The sequence below is a fragment of the Pseudarthrobacter sp. ATCC 49987 genome (assembly GCF_009928425.1).
In the GTDB taxonomy this organism is placed as follows: Bacteria; Actinomycetota; Actinomycetes; order Actinomycetales; family Micrococcaceae; genus Arthrobacter.
The window spans coordinates 2,346,619-2,372,095 of sequence record NZ_JAABNS010000001.1 but is presented as its reverse complement, the minus strand read 5'-3'; the positions used below and the strand labels follow the sequence as shown (position 1 = coordinate 2,372,095).

25 protein-coding genes are annotated in these 25,477 nt (G+C 67.3%); 19 read left to right on the top strand and 6 right to left on the bottom strand.

The features are described from left to right. Positions 1–59 precede the first annotated feature (59 nt). A complete protein-coding gene (gene infB / locus GXK59_RS11145) occupies positions 60–2,951 on the top strand; it encodes a translation initiation factor IF-2 (protein WP_160666777.1) in 2,892 nt (963 codons plus the stop codon). Positions 2,952–3,201: 250 nt separating this feature from the next. Then, positions 3,202–3,711, top strand: coding sequence for a 30S ribosome-binding factor RbfA (rbfA, locus tag GXK59_RS11140; RefSeq protein ID WP_160666775.1), 510 nt, complete (start codon positions 3,202–3,204; stop codon positions 3,709–3,711). 96 nt (positions 3,712–3,807) lie between these two features. Here rbfA and GXK59_RS11135 read toward each other — a convergent pair whose 3' ends face one another. Then, a complete protein-coding gene (locus GXK59_RS11135) occupies positions 3,808–4,941 on the bottom strand; it encodes a ScyD/ScyE family protein (protein WP_237393862.1) in 1,134 nt (377 codons plus the stop codon). A gap of 215 nt (positions 4,942–5,156) precedes the next feature. Between GXK59_RS11135 and GXK59_RS11130 the strand changes: the two genes are divergently transcribed. The 3 genes from GXK59_RS11130 to GXK59_RS11120 all read left to right on the top strand — a co-directional run bounded on the left by GXK59_RS11130 (position 5,157) and on the right by GXK59_RS11120 (position 6,558). Next, entirely contained in the window at positions 5,157–5,642 is a 486-nt protein-coding gene (locus tag GXK59_RS11130) for a nucleoside deaminase (RefSeq protein ID WP_160666771.1), read from the top strand. Between the two features lie 102 nt (positions 5,643–5,744). Then, positions 5,745–6,182, top strand: a complete 438-nt coding sequence (trxA, locus tag GXK59_RS11125) for a thioredoxin (RefSeq protein WP_160666769.1) — start codon at positions 5,745–5,747, stop codon at positions 6,180–6,182. A gap of 28 nt (positions 6,183–6,210) precedes the next feature. Next, the gene (locus tag GXK59_RS11120) at positions 6,211–6,558 is read left to right on the top strand and encodes a CU044_2847 family protein (RefSeq protein ID WP_160666767.1); all 348 of its coding nucleotides are present in this window, start codon (positions 6,211–6,213) and stop codon (positions 6,556–6,558) included. 52 nt (positions 6,559–6,610) lie between these two features. On the opposite strand, the gene GXK59_RS11115 is transcribed toward GXK59_RS11120, so the two are convergent. Beyond that, positions 6,611–6,811, bottom strand: coding sequence for a hypothetical protein (locus GXK59_RS11115; RefSeq protein ID WP_160666765.1), 201 nt, complete (start codon positions 6,809–6,811; stop codon positions 6,611–6,613). 146 nt (positions 6,812–6,957) lie between these two features. Then, complete coding sequence (locus tag GXK59_RS11110) at positions 6,958–8,115, bottom strand: pyridoxal phosphate-dependent aminotransferase (RefSeq protein ID WP_202129115.1); 1,158 nt, start codon at positions 8,113–8,115, stop codon at positions 6,958–6,960. A gap of 70 nt (positions 8,116–8,185) precedes the next feature. Here GXK59_RS11110 and truB point away from each other — a divergent pair, with 70 nt between their 5' ends. Genes truB through GXK59_RS11095 form a run of 3 tightly spaced genes read left to right on the top strand, consistent with a single transcriptional unit; the run spans position 8,186 to position 10,005 of the window. Then, positions 8,186–9,151: a tRNA pseudouridine(55) synthase TruB gene (truB, locus tag GXK59_RS11105; protein ID WP_160666761.1), complete on the top strand. Its 966-nt coding sequence runs from the start codon at positions 8,186–8,188 to the stop codon at positions 9,149–9,151. Continuing rightward, positions 9,151–9,504, top strand: a complete 354-nt coding sequence (locus GXK59_RS11100) for a hypothetical protein (RefSeq protein ID WP_160666759.1) — start codon at positions 9,151–9,153, stop codon at positions 9,502–9,504. Before truB ends, GXK59_RS11100 begins: the two co-directional genes overlap by 1 nt. 45 nt (positions 9,505–9,549) lie before the next feature. Further along, positions 9,550–10,005 carry a hypothetical protein gene (locus GXK59_RS11095; protein ID WP_160669114.1) on the top strand — a complete coding sequence of 152 codons (456 nt, stop codon included), beginning with the start codon at positions 9,550–9,552 and terminating at the stop codon, positions 10,003–10,005. Here GXK59_RS11095 and GXK59_RS11090 read toward each other — a convergent pair. Then, positions 10,002–10,574 carry an NUDIX domain-containing protein gene (locus GXK59_RS11090; protein WP_160666757.1) on the bottom strand — a complete coding sequence of 191 codons (573 nt, stop codon included), beginning with the start codon at positions 10,572–10,574 and terminating at the stop codon, positions 10,002–10,004. The genes GXK59_RS11095 and GXK59_RS11090 overlap by 4 nt on opposite strands. A 481-nt stretch (positions 10,575–11,055) precedes the next feature. Here GXK59_RS11090 and GXK59_RS11085 point away from each other — a divergent pair, with 481 nt between their 5' ends. The 3 genes from GXK59_RS11085 to GXK59_RS11075 all read left to right on the top strand — a co-directional run bounded on the left by GXK59_RS11085 (position 11,056) and on the right by GXK59_RS11075 (position 14,123). Beyond that, complete coding sequence (locus GXK59_RS11085; RefSeq protein ID WP_160666755.1) at positions 11,056–12,807, top strand: HNH endonuclease; 1,752 nt, start codon at positions 11,056–11,058, stop codon at positions 12,805–12,807. 477 nt (positions 12,808–13,284) lie between these two features. Next, entirely contained in the window at positions 13,285–13,521 is a 237-nt protein-coding gene (locus tag GXK59_RS20700) for a hypothetical protein (RefSeq protein WP_237393861.1), read from the top strand. Positions 13,522–13,670: 149 nt separating this feature from the next. After that, entirely contained in the window at positions 13,671–14,123 is a 453-nt protein-coding gene (locus tag GXK59_RS11075) for a hypothetical protein (protein ID WP_237393860.1), read from the top strand. On the opposite strand, the gene GXK59_RS11070 is transcribed toward GXK59_RS11075, so the two are convergent. Both GXK59_RS11070 and GXK59_RS11065 read right to left on the bottom strand, forming a co-directional pair. Continuing rightward, positions 14,101–14,310, bottom strand: a complete 210-nt coding sequence (locus GXK59_RS11070) for a hypothetical protein (protein WP_160666753.1) — start codon at positions 14,308–14,310, stop codon at positions 14,101–14,103. The genes GXK59_RS11075 and GXK59_RS11070 overlap by 23 nt on opposite strands. 219 nt (positions 14,311–14,529) lie before the next feature. After that, on the bottom strand, positions 14,530–15,315 hold the full coding sequence (locus GXK59_RS11065; RefSeq protein ID WP_160666751.1) for a DUF937 domain-containing protein: 786 nt from the start codon (positions 15,313–15,315) through the stop codon (positions 14,530–14,532). A gap of 235 nt (positions 15,316–15,550) precedes the next feature. Here GXK59_RS11065 and GXK59_RS11060 point away from each other — a divergent pair, with 235 nt between their 5' ends. The 8 genes from GXK59_RS11060 to GXK59_RS11025 all read left to right on the top strand — a co-directional run bounded on the left by GXK59_RS11060 (position 15,551) and on the right by GXK59_RS11025 (position 25,417). After that, positions 15,551–16,573: a bifunctional riboflavin kinase/FAD synthetase gene (locus tag GXK59_RS11060; RefSeq protein WP_160666749.1), complete on the top strand. Its 1,023-nt coding sequence runs from the start codon at positions 15,551–15,553 to the stop codon at positions 16,571–16,573. A 143-nt stretch (positions 16,574–16,716) separates the two neighbouring features. Further along, entirely contained in the window at positions 16,717–17,571 is an 855-nt protein-coding gene (gene kynA / locus GXK59_RS11055) for a tryptophan 2,3-dioxygenase (RefSeq protein WP_160666746.1), read from the top strand. Between the two features lie 5 nt (positions 17,572–17,576). Further along, positions 17,577–18,869, top strand: coding sequence for a kynureninase (gene kynU, locus GXK59_RS11050; RefSeq protein WP_160669113.1), 1,293 nt, complete (start codon positions 17,577–17,579; stop codon positions 18,867–18,869). Positions 18,870–19,027: 158 nt separating this feature from the next. Further along, the gene (gene rpsO, locus GXK59_RS11045) at positions 19,028–19,297 is read left to right on the top strand and encodes a 30S ribosomal protein S15 (protein ID WP_024366600.1); all 270 of its coding nucleotides are present in this window, start codon (positions 19,028–19,030) and stop codon (positions 19,295–19,297) included. 247 nt (positions 19,298–19,544) lie between these two features. Continuing rightward, positions 19,545–21,803: a polyribonucleotide nucleotidyltransferase gene (locus tag GXK59_RS11040; RefSeq protein ID WP_160666744.1), complete on the top strand. Its 2,259-nt coding sequence runs from the start codon at positions 19,545–19,547 to the stop codon at positions 21,801–21,803. A 163-nt stretch (positions 21,804–21,966) separates the two neighbouring features. Further along, a complete protein-coding gene (locus GXK59_RS11035; RefSeq protein ID WP_160666742.1) occupies positions 21,967–23,310 on the top strand; it encodes a M16 family metallopeptidase in 1,344 nt (447 codons plus the stop codon). 182 nt (positions 23,311–23,492) lie between these two features. Continuing rightward, positions 23,493–23,978, top strand: coding sequence for a DUF1579 family protein (locus GXK59_RS11030; RefSeq protein ID WP_160666740.1), 486 nt, complete (start codon positions 23,493–23,495; stop codon positions 23,976–23,978). A 242-nt stretch (positions 23,979–24,220) separates the two neighbouring features. Next, positions 24,221–25,417, top strand: coding sequence for a substrate-binding domain-containing protein (locus tag GXK59_RS11025; RefSeq protein ID WP_160666738.1), 1,197 nt, complete (start codon positions 24,221–24,223; stop codon positions 25,415–25,417). Positions 25,418–25,477 lie beyond the last annotated feature (60 nt).

The window sequence follows — 25,477 nt, the reverse complement described above, 5'->3', positions numbered from 1 at the left end:
TCCGCAGTAAGAAGTAGACGGTTCGTGCCTGGCTCGGTGCGGACCGAGACAGGAGAAATGTGGCCAAGGTCCGCGTACATGAGCTCGCTAAAGAGCTCGGTATTACTTCCAAAGATGCAGTAACCAAACTGCAGGAACTGGGCGAATTCGTTCGCTCTGCCTCTTCCACCATTGAGGCCCCCGTTGTGAGGAAACTCCGCAACGCCTTCCCCGACGCAGCAGCAGCTTCGAAGTCCGAAGCGCCCGCGTCCGCCCCCAAGGCACCCGCCAGCCCCTCGGCAAACCGTCCGGCGCCTGCGCCGGCTCCGGCTGCCCCCAAGGTTGCGGAAACCAAGACTGAAGCTCCGGCTCCGGCAGCGGCTGCTCCGGCACCGAGTGCCGCCCCTGCGGCCCCCGCCGCTCCGGCAGCTCCCGCGGCTCAGGCCCCGGCAGCACCGTCGACGGGCGTCAAGCCCGGCGCACGTCCGGCACCCAAGGCTGAAACCCCGGCTGCTCCGGCACGCCAGGGTGGCTCGGCACCCCGCCCGGGCGGTCCCCGCCCCGGCAACAACCCGTTCGCCACCTCCCAGGGCATGCCCCGGGGCCGCGGCGGCGACAACGAACGTCCCTCGCGTCCGGGTAACAACCCGTTCGCTCCTTCCCAGGGCATGCCGCGTCCGGGCGGAAGCCGCACCGAGGGCGAACGCCCCGGCGGCCCGCGTCCCGCAGCAGGCGCTGGTGGCCCCCGTCCCGGTGCTCCCCGCACCGGCGGCGCTCCGGGCGCACGCCCGGGTGCTCCGCGTCCGGCCGGCGCAGCAGGCGCTGGCCGTCCGGCAGGGGCCGGCGGAAACCGTCCGACTCCCGGCATGATGCCTAACCGCACCGAACGTCCCGCACCCGCTGGTGCAGGACGTCCCGGCGGCGGGGCCCGCGGTCCGGGCCGTCCGGGTGGCGCTCCAGGTACCGGTGCTCCCGGTGCCGGTGGCGGCGCTCCGGCCGGCGGCGGCTTCGGCAAGGGTGGCCGCGGTCGCGGTGGCACCCAGGGTGCTTTCGGTAAGGGCGGCGCAGGCCGTGGCAAGCAGCGCAAGTCGAAGCGTGCCAAACGCCAGGAACTCGAGCAGATGAGTGCCCCGTCGCTGGGCGGCGTCAGTGTGCCCCGCGGCGACGGCAACACCGTAGTCCGGCTTCGCCGTGGCTCGTCCATCACGGACTTCGCCGACAAGATCGAGGCGAACCCCGCAGCACTGGTGACCGTCCTCTTCCACCTCGGCGAAATGGCTACCGCCACGCAGTCGCTGGATGAAGAGACCTTCGCCCTGCTGGGCGAGGAGCTTGGCTACAAGCTCCAGGTCGTGTCCCCGGAAGATGAGGAGCGCGAGTTGCTCTCCGGTTTCGACATCGACTTCGATGCCGAGCTGGAAGCCGAAGGCGACGAGGAACTTGAGGCCCGTCCTCCGGTTGTGACCGTCATGGGTCACGTTGACCACGGTAAGACCCGACTGCTCGATGCCATCCGCAAGTCCGACGTTATGGCCGGCGAGCACGGCGGCATCACGCAACACATTGGTGCCTACCAGGTCACGCATGCCCACGAAGGTACCGACCGCAAGATCACCTTCATCGACACTCCGGGCCACGAGGCGTTCACCGCCATGCGTGCCCGTGGTGCGAAGGTCACCGACATTGCCATCCTCGTGGTGGCAGCGGACGACGGCGTGATGCCGCAGACCATTGAAGCCCTCAACCACGCGCAGGCGGCCAACGTGCCGATCGTCGTGGCCGTGAACAAGATCGACAAGGAAGGCGCCAACCCGGAAAAGGTCCGCGGCCAGCTGACCGAGTACGGACTGGTTCCGGAAGAGTACGGTGGCGACACCATGTTCGTGGAGGTCTCTGCCCGCCAGAACCTGAACATCGACGAGCTGCTCGAGGCTGTCCTGCTCACCGCAGACGCAGCCCTGGACATGCGCGCCAACCCGAACAAGGACGCCCGCGGTATCGCGATTGAAGCCAACCTGGACAAGGGCCGCGGCGCGGTTGCTACCGTCCTGGTTCAGTCCGGCACCCTGCACGTCGGCGACACCATCGTGGCAGGCACGGCCCACGGCCGCGTCCGTGCGATGTTCGACGACGACGGCAGTGCACTGACCGAGGCAGGCCCGTCCCGCCCCGTGCAGGTACTGGGTCTGTCCAACGTCCCGCGCGCCGGCGACACCTTCTTCGTGACCGCTGACGAGCGCACCGCCCGCCAGATCGCCGAGAAGCGTGAAGCTGCGGACCGCAACGCCGCCCTGGCCAAGCGCCGCAAGCGCATCAGCCTGGAAGACTTCGACCAGGCCGTCGCCGATGGCAAGATCGACACCCTCAACCTCATCCTCAAGGGTGACGTGTCCGGTGCCGTGGAAGCCCTCGAAGACGCGCTGCTCAAGATCGACGTCGGCGAGGGTGTCCAGCTCCGCGTTATCCACCGCGGTGTCGGTGCGATCACGCAGAACGACGTCAACCTGGCAACGGTCGACAGCGCCGTCATCATCGGCTTCAACGTCAAGCCCGCCGAGCGGGTTGCCGAACTGGCAGACCGCGAAGGCGTGGACATGCGCTTCTACTCCGTCATCTACGCAGCAATTGATGACATTGAGGCAGCCCTCAAGGGCATGCTCAAGCCGGAGTACGAAGAGGTCCAGCTTGGCACCGCCGAGGTCCGCGAAGTGTTCCGTTCCTCCAAGTTCGGCAACATTGCAGGCTCGATCGTCCGCTCGGGTGTTATCCGACGCAACGCCAAGGCCCGTGTCACCCGCGACGGCAAGATCATCGGTGACAACCTCACCGTTGAGACGCTCAAGCGCTTCAAGGACGACGCCACCGAGGTCCGCACGGACTTCGAATGTGGTATCGGTCTTGGCTCGTTCAACGACATCACCGAAGGTGACATCATCGAGACCTTCGAGATGCGCGAGAAGCCGCGCGTCTAGTCTGAAGTCCGGTGTATGAAAGGTGCGGGGCCGTTGGATTCTTTCCGGCGGCCCCGCCCCTTCGCCGGGCGGTTTTCGATCTTCGATCGCAAACCGCCCGGCTCCGACAGGCCCGATGCCACTCCCAGGCCGACGGAAAGAATCCAACGGGAGTCCGTCGTAGACTCGCCTTAGGCGCGTGGCAATAAACCCAACGTGTGTACGCAAGTTGCCCCGGCGCCGTCGTACATCCAAATTTTTAGGAGTGGAAATGGCTGATCCCGCACGGGCTGCCAAGTTGGCGCAGCGGATTAAGGTTGTTGTTGCTGAGGCCCTGGGCCGTAGGGTCAAGGATCCCCGGCTTGAGGGCGTCACCGTTACCGATGCGCGTGTGACCAATGATCTGCAGCACGCCACGGTTTACTACACCGTGTTCGGTGACCAGTTGGTCCAGGCCGAGGCTGCCAAGGGGCTTGAGAAAGCCAAGGGCGTGCTGCGGCAGGAAGTCGGCCGGAACATCACCGTCCGGCTGACCCCGACCCTCGAGTTCGTCGCCGACCAGATCCCGGTGAACGCCTCCAACCTGGAGGAACTGCTCCGGGCCGCGAAGAAGCGTGACGCCGAGGTGGCCGCACTCGCCGCCAGCGCAAAGCACGCAGGCGACGCCGACCCCTACAAGAGCGACACTCCGCAGGACGTGGAGCTCGACGAGGACGACTTCGACGAAGAGGACCTGGACCTCATCGACGAAGACGACGTCGACGAGGACACCAACAAGTAGTCCAGCAACATTTGTCCTGCACCACTGCAGGACTGCAAGGAAATGGCCGGCCCCGGTGGGGGACCGGCCATTCCTGTTTAGCCGCGCGCCCTTGCGTCAGGACTTCACCGAGGCATCGTGCCGCCCGGACTCCAGATCCAGGTACATGACCTGGCCGTCGGGTGGGCCTCCGGGGCCGGGCAGGGCTTTGACCGTGGCATAGAGGATGTGTCCGCGGAGGTCGACGTCGGCGGTGAAGCCGGCCGCGAGCACCACTGTCTGTTCGCCCGAGTCCGGGTCGATCCTGAGGACGCCCTCGCCGAACAGCGAGGCAACGTACATGTCACCGTTGTCGTCCAGGACGAGTCCCGTGGGCGACATGATGTCTTCCGCCACGAGCTTCACCTCGGCGTCGTCCGGGTTCACCTTGAAGATCGCCCCGCGCGGGCCCAGTGCCGGATCTTCCGGACCGCCCGGAAGCGAGGTCACGTACAGCCAGCCATCGGGGCCGACGGCGACGTCGGTCGGCACCGCTTCGAAGTCGTAGGTTGTTCCCACGACGCAGTCGGGCAGGCCGTTGGAGGCCGCGGCCTCCGGGGTGATCTTGTAGGGCCGCGGCGGCAGCACAGCGACGGTCTCGGTCTTGCCGCTCCGGGCATCAACCGACACCACGCTGTTGGCCCCGGCGTCGGCGACGTAGAAGGTCCTTTCGGTGACGGCGATTGCGTACGGATGCGAATCCACTTCACCCTTGTAGCTGGCGGGCATGTTGGCTGGCAGCTGCGCTGCGCAGCCGTCCGGCAGGTCACGGAAGCCGTACCGGGTTGTGCCGTCGGCATTGTCCTCCGTCTCCAGGGCGGCGAAGTCGCCAAGCGTCCGCTGGTGCCCGTCTTCGTCGATGATCCGGACGTGGCCGGCCAGCTCAGCCGGGTCGGGTCCTGCGCCCTGGCTCTCCAGGACGTAGGTCTTCCCGTTCCGCTGGGCGTTGCCCGCAACGTTCCAGTCAGGAGTTTCGTAGAGGACTTTCTGGTTCCCCGCCGAGTCGACCCGCGTCAGCCTGCCGGCGAAGGACTCGCTCACCGTCACGGAGCCGTGGCGCCCGGCGCTGACATGAAGCGGCCCCACCAGCCTGCCGGTGAGCACCACGGGCGCTGCCTCTCCGGCGTTCCCGCGGCCGTTCCCGCCGGGGGCCGCGCCGGCGGCTGTCCCGCTGGTGAGGAGCACGGCTGCGGTTGCGGCCGTGGCTAGCAATGACAAACTCTTTCTCATAGTTGGCTCCCGTGGCGAATGATGAAATATCCACTGTGTTGAGACCAATGAGACCGTTGAGACCGGTGCAGCGGCCGCCGGACTAGTCACGGCGGCTCCCTCAATCGGATAGTAGGCCCTGGGAGGCGCAAAGTCGATGGCTTCGCGGCAGGGCCGGATCTTCCGCAACGGACGCCGTTGCTGGCTATGATCGGACCATGCTCACGCCACCCTCCGCCCCCGATGTCAACCGCTTCCTGGACCGGGCAATCCGGCTCGCCGCCGCGAGTGTGGCCGCGTGCGGCGGACCGTTCGGAGCGCTGGTGGTGACAGCCGACGGGCGGATCCATGAGGGCGTCAACCGCGTCACACGGGACAACGACCCCACAGCCCACGCCGAAGTGGTGGCCATCCGCACGGCCGCCGCCGCATCCAGCAACTTCGATCTCAGCGGTGCCGTGCTCTATGCCAGCTGCGAACCGTGCCCCCTCTGCCTCGCCGCTGCCCTGTGGGCCCGGGTGGACCGGGTCTACTTCGCCGCGGACCGTCACGCCGCGGCTGCCGCCGGCTTCGACGACGCGCTCTTCTACGAATACTTCGACGGAACCCGGCCGGACCTCATGCCGGTCCGCCACACGGCCGTCCCGGCGTCGGACGTTCCCTTCCGGGCCTGGCGCGACAACCCCGACCGCATCGAGTACTGAGATCGCGTCCCGCGAGTCCGGGGGACTTTGGACTCTATGCCCGCTCCGCGCGGTGGCGTCCCATGGAACCATGACTGCGGGGACTCGGGAAGGCGGCGGTCCGTGGGCTCCAGCCTGATCGCGTGTCCCCACTGCGGGAAGACCAACCGGATTCCGGCGGCGGCCGCCGGCCATCCGCGCTGCGGCAACTGCCGGAAGGACCTGCCCTGGATCGTCGACGCCGGGGACGCGGACTTCGGAGTTATCGCCGAGCAGTCCTCGACGCCGGCGCTGATCGACTTCTGGGCCGCGTGGTGTGGTCCCTGCCGCATGGTCAGCCCTGTGCTGGACAAGCTGGCCCAGGAGCGGGCCGGCCGGGTGAAACTCGTTAAGGTCGACGTCGACAAGTCGCCGGGACTGTCGCGGCGCTTCGATATCCAGGCCATTCCGACCATGCTGCTGATCCGGGACGGCAAAGTCGTCGCCCGCCAGACGGGTGCTCCGCCGGCAGCGGCCCTGCGCCAATGGCTCGACGGCGCGCTGGCAGCGGGCCAACCGTGACCGTCCCACTGGCGAGATGGAGGAAAGTATGACCGCAATACTGCGTTACGAAGTTGGTTCCGGTACGGTCCTGGTCGAGGCCGCGGATGACAGCTTCGGCGTCGAGCGTCCCTCGCGGAACGAGCAGGGAATTACCGACGCCGGGCGGCGGCTTGAAGATGCGCTGGCCGCCATCCGGCCGGCGGCCAACGCGGCGGCCGAGGTCCTGAAGGAAGTCGGCGCCGAGCACCTGGAGCTTCAGTTCGGCGTGAAGCTGGCCGGCGGGGCAGGGGCCATCATCGCGCAGAACTGCGCTGAGGCCCACTTCATCGTCAAGCTGTCCTTCACCCGCGCGCCCGCCGCGCAATTGTCACCGGAGGAAGAGATCATGCTGTGAGGCCGCCCGGCCAACCGGATAAGCGGACAAACACAGTAGGCGGGGCGCCTGCTCAGCGGCGTCTGCCCCGGGCGCCCAGGCCACCCAGGAGGGGCGAGCCCACCCCCAGCAGGAAGCCGAAGTCGTACCAGTTGCCGGCGCGGGCCGTGTTGTAGAAAGGGAACTCGCTCCACTGTCCGAAGACATGGACGATCAGCACAATCCACGCAGTGAGCCCGTTCCAGATGCCCCATAACAAGTCCTGCCACCACATGTGAACCTCCCTGACTAAACTCCAACACCAATCCCGGAACGGCAGCTCCCGGAACGCCGCGCGAAATTCATTGCGCTGCGCTCAGGTTAGGCGTTGCACCGCCGCGGCGGTAGGGGACAGGGCCCCGGAGACTGGGCTGTGGGCTGTTAGCCGACCCGTGCCGGAAGTCGGCGGAGGCCTTCCACGAGATCGGCCTGGCTGCTGCAGAGCGCGATCCGGATCCAGCCCTCGCCGATCGAACCGAACGCGGTGCCGGGGGCGAAGGACACGCCGGAATCGACCAGGAAGCGCCGGACCCAGCCCCGGACGTCTCCGCCACTGACGTGGGACACGTCTGCCCAGAGGTAGAAGGCCCCCTGCGCCGTCAGAAAGGGGATGCCCTTGGATTCCAACACGGCCGAGGCAGCATCCCGGTTGGCCCGGTAGTGTGCGTGGGCGTGGCTGACGTAGTCCTGCGGGCCCGTCAGAGCCGCCAGCGCCGCGTACTGCGAGGGCGCGGCGACACAGGAGACAATCGCCTCCATCACGTTGTTCATCTTCTGCTCCAGGCCAGGCGGGCAGATCAGCGCGCCGATGCGGAGTCCGGTCAGGCCGTAGGTCTTGGAGAGCGTCAGCGACGTGAACACCCGGGATTCGCCGGGGACGTCGCTGTCGAAGCGGGCGGGGCTCACATGCGGGACGTCATACGTGAACGCCTCGTAGCATTCGTCGGAGATGATCCACAGATCGTGCCGGACGGCCAACGCCACGAGGCCGCGGGTGAGCTCCCCGCCCAGGACGGCGCCCAGCGGGTTGGACGGCGAATTGAGGATCAGCACCCTGGTCCGCGGGGTGATGAGCTCCTCGATGTCCTCGATCCGGGGCTGGAAGTCGTGCTCCGGATACAGCGGGTACTGCACCGGGACGGCGTGCAGCAGGCTGGCCGTCATCGCGAAGGTCGGGTAGCCAGGATTGGGGATCAGGATTTCGTCGCCGGGGGAGAGCAGCAGGCTCATCGCGAAGTGCAGGCCCTGCTGGGCGCCGTCGACGACGTACACGCGGTCCGCCCCGACAGGCGTCGCGTTGTGTTCCCGGAACCTGGCTGCGAATGCCTCGCGGAGGGCCGGGATGCCGGCGTTGGGGGTGTAGTTCGTCTCGTCGCGGTCCAGGCAGGCCATCCCGGCCTCAAGGATATGGCGGGGGACGGCGAAACCCGGTTCGCCGATACTCAGGACGATGGCGCCGGGGGTTCCCCAGGCGGCTTCGGTGATTTCGCGGATCTGGTTGATGGGGACGTCGCGGACGTGGGCGGCAAGCTCGGGCATGTCTGCCATCCTAACCGCCGCAGCTTCTTCCGGCGCGGGGGGCAGCCCCGGCGCAGATATACTGGGAAGCGTGCTTTCTGGACTGGTAATAGTGGACAAGCCGCAAGGCTGGACCAGCCACGATGTGGTTGGACGGATGCGGCGGCTCGCCGGTACCCGAAAGGTGGGCCACGCCGGCACCCTGGATCCCATGGCGACGGGCGTTCTGGTGGTCGGGATCAACAAGGCCACCCGCCTGCTCACCTACATTGTGGGCACCTCCAAGACCTATACGGCCACCATCCGCCTGGGCGAATCAACCGTCACCGACGACGCCGAGGGCGAGGTCACAGCCACCCGCAGCGCCGCCTCGGTCACCGAGGATGCGGTCCGGGCCGGCGTCTCCGCCCTGACCGGTGAGATCGAACAGGTCCCCAGCAGCGTCAGCGCCATCAAGGTCAACGGCGAGCGCGCCTACGCCCGGGTCCGCTCCGGCGAAGAGGTCACGCTGGCCGCACGGCCGGTCACCATCCACCGCTTCGAAGTCCACGGGATCCGTCGCGTCCACGCGGAGGAGTCAGACGTCGAGGCGCTGGACGTGGACGTGACCGTGGAATGCTCCTCCGGCACCTACATCCGGGCGCTGGCCCGCGACCTCGGCGAAGCGCTCGGCGTCGGCGGCCACCTGACGGCGTTGCGCCGGACCCAGGTGGGCCCCTACACGCTGGACCAGGCCCACACCCTCGAACAGCTCGCCGAAGAGTTGGACGTGCTCGAAATGTCCCAGGCCGCGCGGGCGCTCATGCCCAACCGTGAACTCAGCGACGAGGAAACCACCGAAATCTCCTTCGGCCGCAGGATCGCCGCAGGAGCGGACGCCGGGACGCCCGGGGCCGCCACACCGGAGAATCCGGCCGCAGCGTTCGCCCCGGACGGGACGCTTGTGGCACTGCTCGCCGATAAGGGAAGCTACGCCAAACCGGTGCTGGTCTTCGCGCCGGACAATGAGAAGCGTGCCCCGAAGCAGCCGGTTGCGGAACAGCAGGCCGGGCAGTAGTGGACGCGTATTTCTACATCATTTTGGTGGTCGGCCTTGTTTCGAGCGTTATCTGCCTGATCGCCGGCATCCTCAAAAAGGCGCCGAACGATACGACGATCCTCTCGGTCGCCGCCGTCGAACTGTCCCTGCTGGTCTACCTGGTGGGTTCGATCGTCCGGGTTGCGGGCGGGGAGCAGATTGCGGGGGAGCCCTGGGAGTTCTGGGGCTACCTGCTGACGGCCCTCCTGCTGCCGGTCGGCGCGGTGTACTGGGGCATCCTGGAACGCACCCGCTGGAGCAACTTCGTGCTGGCCGCCGTCGGCGTCACCGCGATGGTGATGGCCGCCCGGATGAATCAGATTTGGTACTGACGTGGAAGAGGCAAAAACGTGACGGCGAAACCTTCGCATGAGGACATCGGAACGACGTCGGACCCGGCGGCGGCCCCGGCCTGGACGGCGCGGGATACCCGCAATACCGGCCCCGGCCGGCTGCTGATCGCCGTCTACGCCGTGTTCGCCATTTCGGCGACGGCCCGGGCGGGATACCAGATCCTCACCAAGTTTTCCGAGGCCCCCGTGGCGTATCTGCTGTCGGCGTTCGCCGCCGTCGTGTACCTCGTGGCGACGGTGTCCCTCGCGAAGGCGGGCCGCACCTGGTTCAAGGTCTCCGTCGCGGCGGTGCTCGTGGAACTGGTGGGTGTACTGGTGGTCGGGGCGCTCAGCGTGTTCGACTCGGTCAACTTCCCGCATGAGACGGTCTGGTCGCTGTTTGGCCGCGGCTATGCGTTCATCCCGCTGCTGCTGCCGATCCTGGGCCTCATCTGGCTGTACCGCCGCCGTCCGGCCCCGAAACGGGCCTTAGAGACCTAGCCGGGTGTGCCGGCGTTGAGGAGCCTGCTGCGAAGGCCTGGCCAGGCCGCGCCGAAGCCGGGGTGCAAGTCCTTGCCGCCGACGAGCTCGACCGGCACCCACTGCAACTCCAGGCTTTCGGGGTCGCTGATCTCCGGTTCGAACGCGTCCACAACTTCGACGGCGACAGTCGTGTAGCTCCAATAGCCGACGTCGAACACCGAGGTGAACAGCACGCGCACCTTCTCCGGCGGCACGGCGGCTTCTTCTTTGGCCTCCCGCAGGGCGCCGTCGACTGCTTCTTCGCCCTGGTGCAGGGCCCCGCCCGGGAGACCCCAGGTGCCGCCATTGTCGCTCCACAGGGCGCGGTGCTGGAGGAGGACGCCCTTGGCGGGGTCATGTACCAGCAGTCCGGCCGAGCCAAATCGCCCCCAGAACCGTCCGCGGTCGCCCTCAACCCACGCGTCGCCTGGATCGCGGGGCCCGAGGGGGCGGCGCAGTTCAAAGGGGAGCTCGGTGGAGTGTGCTTCGCCGGGCCGCCCGGTTTGGGGGCTGGCCGGGCTGGATGTCGGGGCATCAGTGCTGTCCATGCCCTCAGTTTCCCACGGTCCGTGCCCGTACCTGCCGAAGTGTGACCCCGCGGGAAGACATTTCAGACGGTCTACGCGCCGGGGGCACGGCGGGATCCGTCGGTCAGCAGCGGGCGGTTTCCAGTCTTCGTCGCAACAGGTTGGCGCGATGGCATTGAGGTCGAGGTGACCTACTAAAACGGCACCAAGGAACGAGCCGTCTCATCCTCTGAAGCAACCAGACGCCTGGCTTGCTACCTCCCAAGAGGGTTCGCCAACGGAAACTCCCGGCCCACCACGTCAGTTATCCACATAGGGGAGCCACCGAGGGCCACCACAGCTGGAATCGGGAATCATTGGAGGTAGCCCCTCGGGGAGCCGGAGCAACGGATCACTCACTAAGTCCTGGTGATTACAGCTATCTCTCCACCCGTATGTTCTTCAGGAGATTCCACAAAGTCACGGCCCCCAGAATGTCACAGCAACGAGGAAGAATTTGGCTATGAAAGCCAGTGAAGATTTCATCCCGCTACAGGCCACACGGCCTGGCGCCGGAATACTGCTCGAAATCCCCCGGCTGCCGCCCGTTCCACACGAGACGGATGACGTGGGCTGTGCTCTTGATCGGGCGCTGGTCCTGCTCCGCTCTGCAAACGTGACGGCAGTTCCTGATGCAGCGCTGTTTGGAGTGACCGAGGCCTCGGACTTTGCCGGCGGCGTCGAGGAGTTGTCCCGCATCGTGGACTACCTGCAACTGGTGGCCGCGGCGGCGGTCGACCGGACCCGAAACCAGGCGGCGGCAGCCAGGAACGCGGCTGCGAAGTTTAGTTCCGGCGCCCCAGCCGGCTGGTTGACCGGCTGGAATACTGACGCGACAGCGACGACTCCTGTAACCGCGACCAGGACTGCGACTATGACGGCGCCGGCGACTGCGGGCGCCGGGCCCGATTCCGGTTGGAACGTCCAGGGCGGCGCGGACCGTGCGCAGGGCTGGGTCGATGACGGCTACCGGAACACCACCGAGTTCCTGCGGGCGAGGCTGCGGATCACCGCGGCGGAGGCGCGGCGCCGGCTGGCCCTGGCCTCGGACGTTCTGCCGCGCTCCGGCTTGTCAGGGCAGCCACTGCCGGCAGTGAGGGAGGAACTCGCGGCTGTCCTCACAGCCGGGGACATTGCCTCGCGGGCGGCCACCCTGATCAGCCTGTCCCTGGACCGGGTCAGGCATGTGGCCGCGCCCGGGGACGTTGTCCGGATGGAACATGCACTGACCCGCACGGCGGTGGAGAACGACCAGGATTTCCTGACCCGGATCGCGAAGCGCTGGACGGACGCACTGGACCAGGACGGTGCCGAGCCCAGTGAGCCGGAACTGCGCCAGCGCCAAGGGGCGTTCATCCGCCGGTCCCACCGTGGGCTGCAGCACCTGGAAATCTTCGCCACCGCCGACCAATTCGAGCACCTGCTCACGGTCATGAACACCGCCACCAACCCGCGGACCGGTCTTGCCTCCGACCCCAACGCAGGCACGGCCGAAAATGCCGGTCCTGACGCCGGTCCTGACGGCAACGCCGACGCTGACGCCCGGCCCGGCGCCGGCGGTGCCGTGGACGACGCGGCTGCGGAGGAGACGGCCGCTGCCGGGCGGCTGGATCAGCGCACCCGCCCGCAACGGCTGCTCGATGGCCTGGTCGGTGCGTGCAAGGTGGCCCTCGCGGCCGGAGAACTGCCCGCTTCCGGAGGCCTTCGCCCGCAGGTAATGGTCACCGTCGACTACCGGGACCTCCTCGAACAGCTCGGCGCCGCCAACCCGCAGACACTCGGGCCGGGATCCGGCGCGGGAACCCTGATGTTCACCGGACAGGTCACGGCCTCGACCGTGCGCAAGATCGCCTGCGACGCCGACATCATTCCGCTCGTGCTCGGCGGCGACGGCCGCGTCCTGGACATCGGCCGGGCCTCGCGGATTTTCCCTCCGCACATTCGAAAAGCCATCATGGCGCGGGACGGGGGCTGCGCCTTCCCCCAGTGCACCATCCCGGCGCCTTGGTGCGAGGCCCACCACGTCGACTATTGGTCCCGCGGCGGGAGCACCGGCACCGGCAACGGAGCCTTGCTCTGCTCGCACCACCACCACGTAGTCCACAAAGAACAGTGGACCATTCAGCTGCATAGCGGCATCCCCTGGTTCATCCCCCCGCCGCACATTGATCCGCGCCAGGTGCCCCGGCGGAACAGCTACTTCCGCCTGGAATGAGGCCGGAGATCAGGTCTGCGGGCAAATCCGGGACTACCGGAACTGCGCAAAGACCCGCACCGGCGCTGAAGAGTTTGTCGGGTTCCCGGGTATAGGCCGTCCAGCCCACGGACCCGTACAGCGCCAGCACCTCGGAAGCACACGGCCGTCCCCCGGCCACGGGCAGGAGGTGCTAGCGTATCGCCGATGCGCAAGAGGAGGCCGGGCCCTGCGTTGGCCAGATCCAGGGGGACAAACCATGAACACATCCGTGAACATCCGCGAATGCACGGCGGACGATCTTCCGGCGCCCTCCCTTGTCCTCTTCTACGGGGTGACCGGCAGCGGCAAGTCGACAGCCGCCCGCGCCTCCGCCGAGGCCACGGGTCTGCCCGAGTTCTCGGCGGACGACGACATCGGCTGGTTGCCCGGCTGGCAGCAGCGCACCGTCGAGGAGCAGCGTGGCATCGCAGCCTCGATTGCAGCCCGGACCGCTGGGTGCTGGACAGCGCCTACGGTGCCTGGTGCGACGTTGTGCTGCCTCGGGCGGAGCTCATCGTGGGCCTGGACTATCCGCGCTGGCTCTCCCTGGCCCGGCTGGTGCGCCGCACGCTGCGCCGGGTGCTGACCCGGGAACCTGTCTGCAACGGCAATGAGGAAACCATTGCCGGGATCTTCATCGAGGACTCGATTCTCCGTGGCATTTCCGGTCCTTCACGCGGAAGCGGCAGGTGATGCGGGGGCTTGAGCGGACCCCGGGATGCCGGCTACGATCCTGTTCCGCCATCCCCGGGAACTCGACGCCTGGCTCGCGCAGCTGCCCGCCGGGTCTGCCCGGGCCGAAAGCCCCTGAACAGACGATGGGCCGCGGCTACGCTGGAGGCATGGCTGGACTCAAAGCGCCACGAGAGTTGCGGAAGGCAGAACGTGCGTCCCTGCTGAGGGCCGTGAAGGCATTCCACACCTTTGCCTGGTTCACGATCGAAGCCTGCATGGTCTACGTCCTGTACGCCGGTGTCCGCGGCCGCACGGACCGGCGGGTGGGGCTGGCCGCCGGCGTCGTGACTGCCGAGACCCTGGTCTTTGCCGCTAACGGCTTTCACTGCCCGCTCACCGCCGTGGCCAAGGACCTGGGCGACGAGACGGGCTCTGTCACCGACATCTATCTGCCGCACTGGTTTGCGAGGAACCTTCCGGGCATCCACGTTCCACTGATCCTGGCCGCCGTGCTCCTGCACTGGCGGAACTACCGTGCTGCTGCTGGCTCGCCCCGGCCGCGCAGTCCCGGCACAGTGCACCGCCGAGTTGCGGGCGCTAGCGCAACGGGTTGCCGCTGAGGTCGACGCGGAAGTGCTCGATCACCTTGTTGGTCCCCGTGTCGATAATGATCACGGACTCTGCCGGCCAGGACGGATCGGGAACAATGGTGTACGGAACGTCCGTGATTTTCGTGGGCCGCCCGGCGTCGTTGATGTTCCGGCTAAAGGCATCGACCACGGTGTTGGTCCTCGTGTTGACGGCCACCGTTTCCTGGGGGAGCGCCGGCGTTCCCGGCCGCTTCCGCTGCACCGCCGCACGCGCTCAGCGACATTCCCGCAGCGAGGATCAAACAAACGGTGGCAAGGTGCGGCGCCCGGGCAGTGAAGCTCATAGTCATGTCCCCCAACATTGACCCGGCCGGCGGTCCCCGGCGCGGATGGGATGACCCTACCAGCCCCGTTTGCCGCCTGCCGTGTGCCCCGACTACTTCTTCCCGAACAGGCCGCCCAGGATCCCGCCGAGCCCGCCGGACTGGTCGCCCTCTTCCTTCCGTTCGTCCGGCTGGCTCTCCGGGAGGGCGACGTCGATCAGCTCGCCGGGGCGCGGCGCACCGCCGTCGGGCCGGCCCTGCGGGTGAGCCTGCGGTTCCCGCGCGGCGTCCGGACTGGCGTCCGGAACGGCCGCGGGCGTCTTCGGCCGGCCCCCGCCGAGCAGTCCGCCCAACAGGTCGCCCAGCACGCCGCCTCCGGCCCCTCCAGCACCGCCAAGGATCCCGCCCAATATGCCGCCGAGGTCGATCCCGTCGGCCTGGCCGGACCCGCCGCTACCGCCTGATCCATCCGCCCCGGAGGACTGTCCGCGGCCTCCGAGGACCTTGTTCGCAAGGTAGGACATCACGATCGGAGCCAGGATCGGCAACAGCTTCTTGATCAGGTCCCCGCCCACACCACCGAGTTGGGTCGTTCCGGCCAACTGGCTGGCTACCTGGTCCTGCTGCCCGCCAAAGACGTGGCTCACGATCCTTTCACCGTCCGCAGTGTCCACCTGCGAGGCATCCACTCCGCCCTCCATCAGCCCGTCCCGGTGCTGGCTGAGCGCCGACTCAAGCGAGGCGGCGCCGTCGGAGGCTTGTGCGTTGTTATGCATGCCGGCCAGCAGCGTGGGTACCGCGGCCTCCACTGCGGCCTGGGCCGTCTGCCGGTCCGTGCCGAGCATGCCGGCAATCTGGTCTACCGGGATCTGCCTCAGGATGTCGTCGAACTCGGTCATGGGGTTCTCCTTCAGCCGCACCTCAGGGCGGGCCTCGCTGGAAACGGCGCCCGCGCAGACGCCGCCGGATTATTGCCCCTGCATCCTAGCCGGGGTGTCCTGAACCCGAAAGGGCGCTGCCCGGTGCCCGGCAGTATCGTCGGAAGCCCGCCACGTTTGCGGGTAATCTAGGAGAGTTCCGGAGCCGGCAGGTTTCTCCGGAGGTGCACATGGCAGGAATCAAAAGGCGAGGTTGATGGTCCACATCTGGAACGATCCGTCCGAAGTCCCGGCGGACTTTGGTCCTTCCGTCGTTACCTTCGGCAACTTTGACGGTGTACACCGCGGCCACCAACAGGTGCTTTCGCAGCTCATCCGGGTCGCCCGCCTCAACCACGCCCGGGCCGTCGCCATCACCTTCGACCCGCATCCGGCGCAGGTCCACCGCCCCGAATCCGCCCCTGAACTGATCATGGGTCTGGAAGACAAGCTGGTCGCGCTCAGCGAGTTGGGCCTCGACGCCGTTCTGGTCATGAAGTACTCCCTCGAGCTGGCCAGCCTCACCCCCGAAGAATTCGTCGCCGACGTCCTGGTCGGCAGCCTCAAGGCGAGCCACGTGGTGATCGGCCACGATGCGCGGTTCGGCCGGAACAACTCCGGGGATCTGGAGACCATGCAGGACCTCGGCCGGAAGCTCGGCTTCGAGGTGCTGGTCATCAGCGAATTCGGCTCGGAAGGCTTTCCGCTCCACGGCGAAGGACACGGCGAAGGACACAGCGAAGCGCACGACGGCGACGACGGCAAGGACCGCCGGTGCTCCTCCACGTGGGTGCGTGAGGCACTGCGGGAGGGCGACGTCGCCACGGCAGCCGCCGTCCTCGGAAGGTCGCACCGGATGCGGGGCGAGGTGGTCCACGGCGCCGCGCGTGGCCGCGACCTCGGCTTCCCCACCGCCAACCTGGCCTCCGAGGCGAGCGGCTACATCCCGGCGGACGGCATCTATGCCGGCTGGCTCGTGGACCAGGCCGGCACGCGCTGGCCCGCTGCCATCTCCGTCGGCTCCAACCCGACCTTCGACGGCGTCAGCCGGCAGGTCGAGGCACATGTGATTGACCGGCCGGAAGAAGCCGTCGAGGACTTCGATCTGTACGGCCAGACAGTAGTGGTGGAATTCGTCGCCCGGCTGCGGGGCATGGTGGCGTACCGTGGCCCTGAAGCGTTGGTGGACCAGATGCGCCTGGACGTCGTCCAGGCCCACAACATTCTGTACGCGCGCTAAGGCGCCGAACCGCTGCAAGCGGCCCCTGTGCCGGACCGCCGGACCGCCGCCCGGAGGCGCAGGCTGGCGGCGGCCGGTTCCGGCAGGTTCGCCGGCCGGTCCGCGCGGTGAGGCACGGCCATTGGGCAAGGAAGGCAAGAAACGTGACGATTGAGAAAAATACGCGGGAGCTGGACAAGGACATTGTCCGCGACTTCAGTTCCCGGATGAGCTACGCGTCCTATCTGCAGCTCCCGACGCTGCTGAGCGCCCAGCAGCCGGTCAGCACGCCGGAGCACCACGACGAGATGCTGTTCATCATCCAGCACCAGACCACGGAGCTGTGGCTCAAGCTGGTCCTGCACGAGCTCCGCAGCGCCGCCGCCTGGCTCCGCACCGACGACCTCGGCTCGGCGCTGAAGGCGATCGCCCGGGTCAAGCACATCCAGAAAACCCTCACCGAGCAGTGGTCCGTGCTGGCCACCCTCACACCCACCGAGTACTCGCAATTCCGCGGCTTCCTGGGCAACTCCTCGGGATTCCAGTCCAGCCAGTACCGGGCGGTCGAGTTCCTGCTGGGCAACAAGAACCGCAAGATGCTGCCGGTGTTCGAATCCGACCCCGAGGCCCACGCGATGCTGCTGGAGATCCTCGAATCCCCGAGCATCTACGACGACTTCCTCGCCTACCTCAAGCGCCAGGGCTTCGACGTGCCCGCCGCACTGCTGGAGCGGGACGTCACGCGGGCGCACGAGTTCTGCGCCGAGCTGGTCCCGGTGTTCAAGTACATCTACGAGAACGCCGCGGACAACTGGGGAACCTACGAGGCCTGTGAGGAACTCGTGGACCTCGAGGACAACTTCCAGCTCTGGCGCTTCCGCCACCTTCGCACGGTGCAGCGCACCATCGGCATGAAGTCCGGCACCGGCGGCTCCAGCGGAGCCGCCTTCCTGCAGAAGGCCCTCGAGCTGACCTTCTTCCCCGAACTCTTCGCCGTCCGGACGGAGATCGGCCAGTGAGCGCCCTGCACCCGGCAGAGGCCGCGGCAAGGAACGGCGACGCCCTGCTGCAGCGCGCCCGGGAACTGGACGCCGCCGATCCGCTGGCCGCCTACCGCGGCCACTTCATCGGCGCCGACACGGAACTTGCCTACCTGGACGGCAACTCCCTCGGCCGGCCGCTCAGGCGCACCGTCACCGACATCAGCAGCTTTATCCAGGACAGCTGGGGCGGCCGACTGATCCGCGGCTGGGACGAGGAATGGTTGGAGCTCCCGCAGGCCATCGGCGACCAGCTCGGCAGGGCCGTCCTCGGCGCCGCCGCCGGGCAGACCGTTATCGCCGACTCCACCACGGTGGTGCTGTACAAGCTGATCCGGGCCGCGCTGGCCGCGGTCGGGGACCCGGCGCGCAACGAAATCGTGCTGGACACAGAGAATTTCCCCACCGACCGCTACCTCGTCGAGGGCATTGCCCGCGAGGAGGGACTGACGCTGCGCTGGATCGACGCCGATCCCTCCTCCGGCGTGACCGTCGAGCAGGTGCGCGCCGCCACCGGCCCGGCCACCGCCGTCGTGGTCCTGAGCCAGATTGCCTACCGCTCCGGGTTCCTCGCGGACCTGCCGGGGATCACCGCGGCAGTGCACGACGCCGGTGCGCTGGTGGTGTGGGACCTGTGCCATTCCGCCGGGTCGGTGGAGATCGCCCTGGACGCCGCCGGCGTCGACTTCGCCGCCGGCTGCACGTACAAGTACCTCAACGGCGGACCGGGTTCGCCTGCGTTCGCCTATGTCAACGCCCGGCACCTCCCCGGTCTGCAGCAGCCGATCTGGGGCTGGATGGGCCGCAAGGACGCCTTCGAAATGGGACCCGGCTATGAGGCCGCCGCCGGCATCCGCGGCTTTCTCAGCGGCACCCCGGCGGTCTTCGGGATGCTCGCCATGCGCGGCACCCTGGACTTGCTCGAGGAAGTCGGCATGGCCGCGGTCCGGGAGAAGTCACGCATGCTGACCGCCTTCGCCGTCGAACTCCACGACGCCTGGCTCGCCCCGGCGGGTGTTGAACTCTCGACGCCGCGGGACCCGGAGCTGCGCGGCAGCCACATCACCGTGGACCACCCCGCTTTCCGGGAGATGACCGCGGCGCTGTGGGAGCAGGACGTCGTTCCGGATTTCCGGGCGCCGCACGGCCTCCGGATCGGGCTGTCCCCACTGAGCACATCCTTCACCGAGGTGTACCGCGGCGTGGCCGCCATCCGCGAACGGCTGGATGAGGGCCCTTCCGGGCAACAGCAGGACCGGCCGTTTCGACAAGATTAGCGGCGTGCCGGTAAACTAAACGTTGGATCCGGCTGCAGTCCGTGGCGGCTGGCTCTTGTTGTGTACGGGAATCCTCTCTTCGGAGCAGAATCACCGGCGCAGCACCCCCGGCAGTGAGTTACTGATTCGGGCCTCACGGCACATCTCTAGGAGTTATCGTGGCACTTGAAGCCGCTGTAAAGACGTCCATCATTCAGGATTTCGCAACGTCCGAGGGCGACACCGGTTCACCGGAGGTCCAGGTTGCAGTCCTGACTCAGCGGATCAAGGATCTCACTGAGCACATGAAGGTGCACAAGCACGATTACCACACCCAGCGCGGCCTGCTGGCCATGGTTGGTCGTCGCAAGCGCATGCTGACCTACCTCAAGAACACTGACATCACCCGCTACCGTAAGCTCATCGAGCGTCTCGGCCTGCGCCGCTAGTCAGCTTTAAGGGGCGGCCCCTTCCGTGACGGAAAGGGCCGCCTTCTTCACACAAAACTCAACAGGAGGATCAACCGCATCACGCATTCGCGGTCTTCGGTAGTGACTTCCGGGAACGGCTTCAACGAGTGAAGCCTTAGCCCGTGGGTCTCGATCGATGACCGGGTGCAGTGCAGGCCAGCAGACAGACGCTGGACTGGGTTGATGCGGCTGGACTCCGTGAACCACGAAACGGAGGTGACTCTCTATGGAGGGTCCCGAAATCCAGTTCTCAGAAGCAGTCATTGACAATGGCCGCTTCGGCAAGCGTGTAATCCGCTTTGAAACCGGCCGCCTTGCCAAGCAGGCAGCCGGCGCAGCGATGGTCTACATCGACGAAGAGACCGCGCTGCTGTCCGCAACGACCGCCGGCAAGCACCCGCGTGAAGGTTTCGACTTCTTCCCGCTGACCGTCGACGTCGAAGAGCGTATGTACGCCGCCGGCCGCATCCCGGGTTCGTTCTTCCGCCGCGAAGGCCGTCCCTCCACGGAAGCCATCCTGGCCTGCCGCCTGATGGACCGTCCGCTGCGCCCCGCCTTCGTCAAGGGCCTGCGCAACGAGGTCCAGATCGTCGTCACCGTGCTGTCCATCAACCCGGACGAGCTCTACGACGTGGTCGCGATCAACGCGTCCTCGATGTCCACCCAGCTCTCCGGCCTGCCCTTCTCCGGCCCGATCGGCGGCGTCCGCGTTGCCCTCGTCCAGGACGAGCACGGCCCGCAGTGGGTTGCGTTCCCGAAGCACTCCCAGCTCGAGAACGCCGTCTTCAACATGGTCGTCGCCGGCCGCATCGCCGGTGACGACGTCGCCATCATGATGGTTGAAGCCGAAGCCACCGACAACTCCTGGAACCTCATCAAGGAACAGGGCGCCACCGCCCCGACCGAAGAGGTTGTCTCCGAGGGCCTCGAGGCTGCCAAGCCGTTCATCAAGGCACTCTGCGAAGCGCAGTCCGACCTGGCAGCACGCGCCGCCAAGCCGACCGTCGAGTTCCCGGTCTTCCTGGACTACCAGGACGACGTCTACGCCGCTGTTGAGTCCGCTGCCGCCGAGAAGCTGGCTGCTGTCTTCCAGATCGCCGACAAGCAGGAGCGCGACACCGCCTCCGACGAGCTCAAGGACGAGGTCACCTCTTCCCTGGCCGGCCAGTTCGAAGGCCGCGAGAAGGAGCTGTCCGCAGCCTTCCGCTCCGTCACCAAGCAGGTTGTGCGCCAGCGCATCCTCAAGGACCAGATCCGCATTGACGGCCGTGGCCTGACGGACATCCGCCAGCTCACCGCCGAGGTTGAGGTTCTGCCCCGCGTCCACGGCTCGGCCATCTTCGAACGCGGCGAGACCCAGATCATGGGTGTCACCACGCTGAACATGCTCAAGATGGAACAGCAGATCGACTCGTTGTCTCCCGTGACGCGCAAGCGTTACATGCACAACTACAACTTCCCGCCGTACTCCACCGGCGAGACCGGCCGCGTCGGTTCCCCGAAGCGCCGCGAAATCGGTCACGGTGCCCTCGCAGAGCGCGCCATCATGCCGGTGCTGCCCTCCCGCGAGGAATTCCCCTACGCCATCCGCCAGGTGTCTGAGGCTCTCAGCTCCAACGGTTCGACGTCGATGGGTTCCGTCTGCGCCTCCACGCTGTCCCTGCTCAATGCAGGTGTGCCGCTGAAGGCCGCCGTTGCCGGTATCGCCATGGGCCTGGTCTCCGACCAGGTTGACGGCCAGACCCGCTACGCCGCCCTGACCGATATCCTCGGCGCCGAAGATGCCTTCGGCGACATGGACTTCAAGGTCGCCGGTACCGCTGAGTTCGTTACGGCCATCCAGCTGGACACGAAGCTCGACGGCATCCCGGCCTCCGTCCTGGCAGCCGCCCTGAAGCAGGCCCGCGAAGCGCGCCTGCACATCCTGGACGTCCTGAACTCGGCGATCGACACCCCGGACGAGCTCTCCGAGTTCGCGCCGCGCGTCATCGCGGTCAAGATCCCGGTAGACAAGATCGGCGAGGTCATCGGCCCGAAGGGCAAGATGATCAACCAGATCCAGGAAGACACCGGAGCCGACATCTCGATCGAGGACGACGGAACTGTCTACATTGGCGCCACGAACGGCCCGTCTGCCGATGCAGCACGGTCCGCGATCAACGCCATCGCCAACCCGCAGATTCCGGAAATCGGCGAGCGCTACCTGGGCACGGTCGTCAAGACCACGACCTTCGGCGCCTTCGTTTCCCTGACTCCGGGCAAGGACGGCCTGCTGCACATCTCCGAGCTGCGTAAGATCGCCGGCGGCAAGCGCGTGGACAACGTCGATGACGTCGTCTCCGTCGGCCAGAAGATCCAGGTGGAAATCACCAAGATCGACGACCGCGGCAAGCTCTCCCTCTCGCCCGTTGTGGCTGACGAGGCAGGAACTGGGAATTCAGAGAACCCCGACGACGCTGAGGTCTCCCTGGAGTCCGCAGAGTAGTCTTTCCTGACTCAAACGGCGGGGCCGGTGGATCTTCCACCGGCCCCGCCGCCGTTTAAGCCGGTGTCGATTTAGTCTGCCGATGCCGGTGCGGGACCGTCGGGGGAGTGCCCCGCTGGTACGATTGCAGGCAGATTTGGCATGTATTTACTGAAAGGCCTTGATGACTGTCGTCCCCCTGCCGCTCGAGCAGAACCAGCACGCTGACACCCTGATCCACGGCGCCGACGGCGGTTCCGAGGTGCGCCGTTCGGTGCTGCCCGGCGGCGTCCGCGTGCTGACCGAGGCGATGCCGGGCCAGCGCTCGGCCACCATCGGCTTCTGGGTCGGCGTCGGCTCCCGCGACGAGGCGCCCGGACAGCACGGCTCCACCCACTTCCTGGAGCACCTCCTGTTCAAAGGCACCAAGCGGCGCACCGCCCTGGAGATCGCGTCGGCCTTCGACGAGGTCGGCGGGGAATCCAACGCCGCCACGGCGAAGGAAAGCACCTGCTACTTCGCCCGCGTGCTGGACACCGACCTGCCGATGGCCATCGACGTCATCGCGGACATGATCACCGGTGCCGTGCTGGACCCGCAGGAGATGGAGCAGGAACGCGACGTCATCCTCGAGGAAATCGCGATGGACAGCGACGACCCCACCGACGTCGCGCATGAGCACTTTGTCGCTGCCGTGCTGGGCACCCACCCGCTCGGCCGCCCGATCGGCGGCACCCCGGACGCCATCCGCGCCGTCGCCCGCGACTCCGTCTGGGACCACTACCGCCGCTACTACCGCCCGGACGAGCTCGTCATCACCGCCGCCGGGGGACTGGACCACGACGTCGTCTGCGGACTCGTCGTGGAGGCCCTGCACTCCGCCGGCTGGAGCCTGGAGCCGGACGCGGCCCCGGTGCAGCGCCGCTCCACCGACCGGGCCGACATCACCGGCACCGCAGGCCTGCACGTGGTCAAGCGTCCGGTGGAACAGGCCAACATCATCATGGGCTGCCCCACCATCGTCGCCACCGACGACCGCCGCTTCGTGATGAGTGTGCTCAACGCCGTCCTCGGCGGGGGCATGTCCTCCCGGCTGTTCCAGGAAGTCCGCGAGAAGCGCGGGCTGGTGTACTCCACCTACTCCTTCGCCTCCTCCTACGCCGACGCCGGCTACTTCGGCATGTACGCCGGCTGCACGCCGTCGAAAGTCCGGCAGGTCGTCGACCTGCTCGGGGCCGAACTCGACAAACTGGCCGGGGGCGGGATCTCCGAGGAGGAACTCCGCAAGGCCGTCGGGCAGCTGTGCGGCGGCATCGTGCTGGCGCTGGAGGACACCGGCTCACGGATGTCCCGGCTGGGCCGCGCCGAACTCGTTTCCGGTGAATACCAGGACATCGACGAGACCTTGCGCCAGATCAAGGCCGTGACCGCGGCCGAAGTCCAGGAGCTCGCCCGCGAACTCGCGGCCGCCCCGCGGACCGTCACGGTGGTGGGTCCCTTCGAGGAAACCGAGACTTTCGGCCTCTGAGATTTGCCGCTGCCCTCTGGCCGCCCTCCCGCCTCCGACCGCCGGCCCCGCAGGCCCCTGAGCTGGGCCTGCACCGGCCGGAGTGGCGGGCCCGGACCTAGACACGGCAGGCGGCGCTGCGTGATGATGGGGACGGGCCACCCCGGAGGACCCCACCCGGAAGGAACCCCTGGAAGGAAAATATGGACCGGCCGCTGCCAGGCAGTGCACACGAGGCGCTTGAAGCGTTCCTCGGGCATTGGGTGGGAACCACACAGTGGCAGGCCACGCCCTGGGGCCCGGCCCGTGAGGCCGCCGTCGAACTGACGTTCGCCCGCGCAGCCGCCGGGCTGGCCGTCACCCACAGCTACCGGCACACAGAGGCCGACGGCACCCGCTCCGAAGGCCACGGGGTCTTCACCATGGACCCGTCCCGTCTGGACACTCTCTGGTACCACGTCAACAGCATGGGGCTGCCCCCGGAGGCGCCCGCGCGCGCCAGCTGGCAGGAGGGCACCCTCACGATGGAACGGCGCAGCGACCGCGGCACGTCCCGGCACACGTTCCGGGTGGACGACGGCGTGCTGACGCACAGCGCCGGGCTCCGGCTCGGTTCCGCGAGCGAATTCACGCCCTTTATGACCTCAGTCTGCCGCCGCGCGGCCGCGGACGCCGCCGTCCCCGCCTGAGCGCCACTGCCGCCCGCCCGAGACGCTCCCGCACCTGAGCTGAGGGAGGGTGGGACGTTCCCGCACCCACTAAACGTTGCCATAACGTTGCAAAGACGCCCAAGAAATCCGTTGACACGCCCTGAGCTGCGCCATAGATTTGCCGTAATCTGAATCACCTTTCAGGTTCAGCGCATTTCCTGTCCGATCTCTTGCAGAACTTTTCCTCAGTTCCCGGCTGGAGTTTCAACGAAAGGCATCCCGTGAAGGATACAAAGAAGTTCCTGATGGCCGCCGTTATGGCCACCGGGCTGGCCCTCAGTGCCTGCGCACCCACCGCGGGCAGCGCAGCGCCGGCCGAGTCCGGCGGCACCAAGGCCGCCGAGCCGGTCAATGTCGGCATCATCTACTCCAAGACTGGCCCGCTGGCCGCCTACGGCGCCACCTACTACGAGGGCCTGCAGGCGGGTATCGACCACGCCACCGGCGGGACCGGCACCGTCAACGGTGCCAAGATCAACCTCACCTACGCCGACGACGGCGGCGATCCCGACAAGGCCGTCACGGCTGCCAAGGACCTGATCGGCAAGGGCTACAAGATCATCGGCGGCACGGTCGTCTCCGGCATCGCGCTCAAGCTCTCGGAACAGGCTGCACAGAACAAGGTCCTGTACATCTCCGGCCCCGCCGCCACCGACGCCATCCAGGGCATCAACAAGTACACCTTCCGCTCGGGCCGCCAGAGCCTGCAGGACGTGGCCACGGCCGGCTCCTTCATCGACACCAAGGGCAAGAAGGTGGTTGTCTTCGCGCAGGACAACGCCTTCGGCCAGGGCAACGTCGCAGCCGTCAAGGCCGTCCTCGGAGCCAAGGGCGCCACCGTCGAATCCGTCCTGGTTCCGGACGGACAGGAACTGACACCCTTCGCCCGCCAGCTCATCGATGCGAAGCCGGATATGGTCTTCGTGGCCTGGGCAGGGGCAACGTCCGGCACCATGTGGCAGACCCTGAGCCAGCAGGGGGCCTTCGACGCCGCCCCGATCGTCACCGGGCTCGGCGACGCCGCCACGTTCGGCGCCTATGGTGAGGCCACCGCCAAGATCAGCTTCCTGAACCACTACTTCCCGGGCGCCTCGGGCACCGAGGTGGAGAAGAAGATGATCGCGTCGGTCGAGAAGGCCGGCAAGAAGGCCGACCTCTTCACCCCCGACGGCTTCGTGGCCGGCCAGATGATTGTCCAGGCCATCAAGGAGGGCGGCGCCGACGCCGACGCCATGGTCAAGGCACTCGAGGGCTTCAGCTTCGACGGCCCCAAGGGCAAGGAAACAGTCCGCGCCTCGGACCACGCCCTGGTCCAGGACATGTACCAGGTCAAGCTCGTCCAGACGGGCGGCACCTGGGCCCCGGAGCTCATCAAGGTGGTCCCGGGCGACACGGTCGCCCCGCCGGAAAAGAAGTAATCCGACGCGGCGCTGTGCCGCACAACGCTGCAGGACTCTGCAGAACGCTGCACTACATGG

Coding starts and splice junctions, on each gene's coding strand:
- rbfA (WP_160666775.1), top strand. CDS start 3,202: ATGGCTGATCCCGCACGGGCTGCCAAGTTGGCGCAGCGGATTAAGGTT.
- GXK59_RS11130 (WP_160666771.1), top strand. CDS start 5,157: ATGCTCACGCCACCCTCCGCCCCCGATGTCAACCGCTTCCTGGACCGG.
- GXK59_RS11120 (WP_160666767.1), top strand. CDS start 6,211: ATGACCGCAATACTGCGTTACGAAGTTGGTTCCGGTACGGTCCTGGTC.
- GXK59_RS11115 (WP_160666765.1), bottom strand. CDS start 6,811: ATGTGGTGGCAGGACTTGTTATGGGGCATCTGGAACGGGCTCACTGCG.
- GXK59_RS11110 (WP_202129115.1), bottom strand. CDS start 8,115: ATGCCCGAGCTTGCCGCCCACGTCCGCGACGTCCCCATCAACCAGATC.
- GXK59_RS11090 (WP_160666757.1), bottom strand. CDS start 10,574: ATGGACAGCACTGATGCCCCGACATCCAGCCCGGCCAGCCCCCAAACC.
- GXK59_RS11085 (WP_160666755.1), top strand. CDS start 11,056: ATGAAAGCCAGTGAAGATTTCATCCCGCTACAGGCCACACGGCCTGGC.
- GXK59_RS11075 (WP_237393860.1), top strand. CDS start 13,671: ATGGCTGGACTCAAAGCGCCACGAGAGTTGCGGAAGGCAGAACGTGCG.
- GXK59_RS11065 (WP_160666751.1), bottom strand. CDS start 15,315: ATGACCGAGTTCGACGACATCCTGAGGCAGATCCCGGTAGACCAGATT.
- GXK59_RS11060 (WP_160666749.1), top strand. CDS start 15,551: ATGGTCCACATCTGGAACGATCCGTCCGAAGTCCCGGCGGACTTTGGT.
- GXK59_RS11040 (WP_160666744.1), top strand. CDS start 19,545: ATGGAGGGTCCCGAAATCCAGTTCTCAGAAGCAGTCATTGACAATGGC.
- GXK59_RS11035 (WP_160666742.1), top strand. CDS start 21,967: ATGACTGTCGTCCCCCTGCCGCTCGAGCAGAACCAGCACGCTGACACC.
- GXK59_RS11030 (WP_160666740.1), top strand. CDS start 23,493: ATGGACCGGCCGCTGCCAGGCAGTGCACACGAGGCGCTTGAAGCGTTC.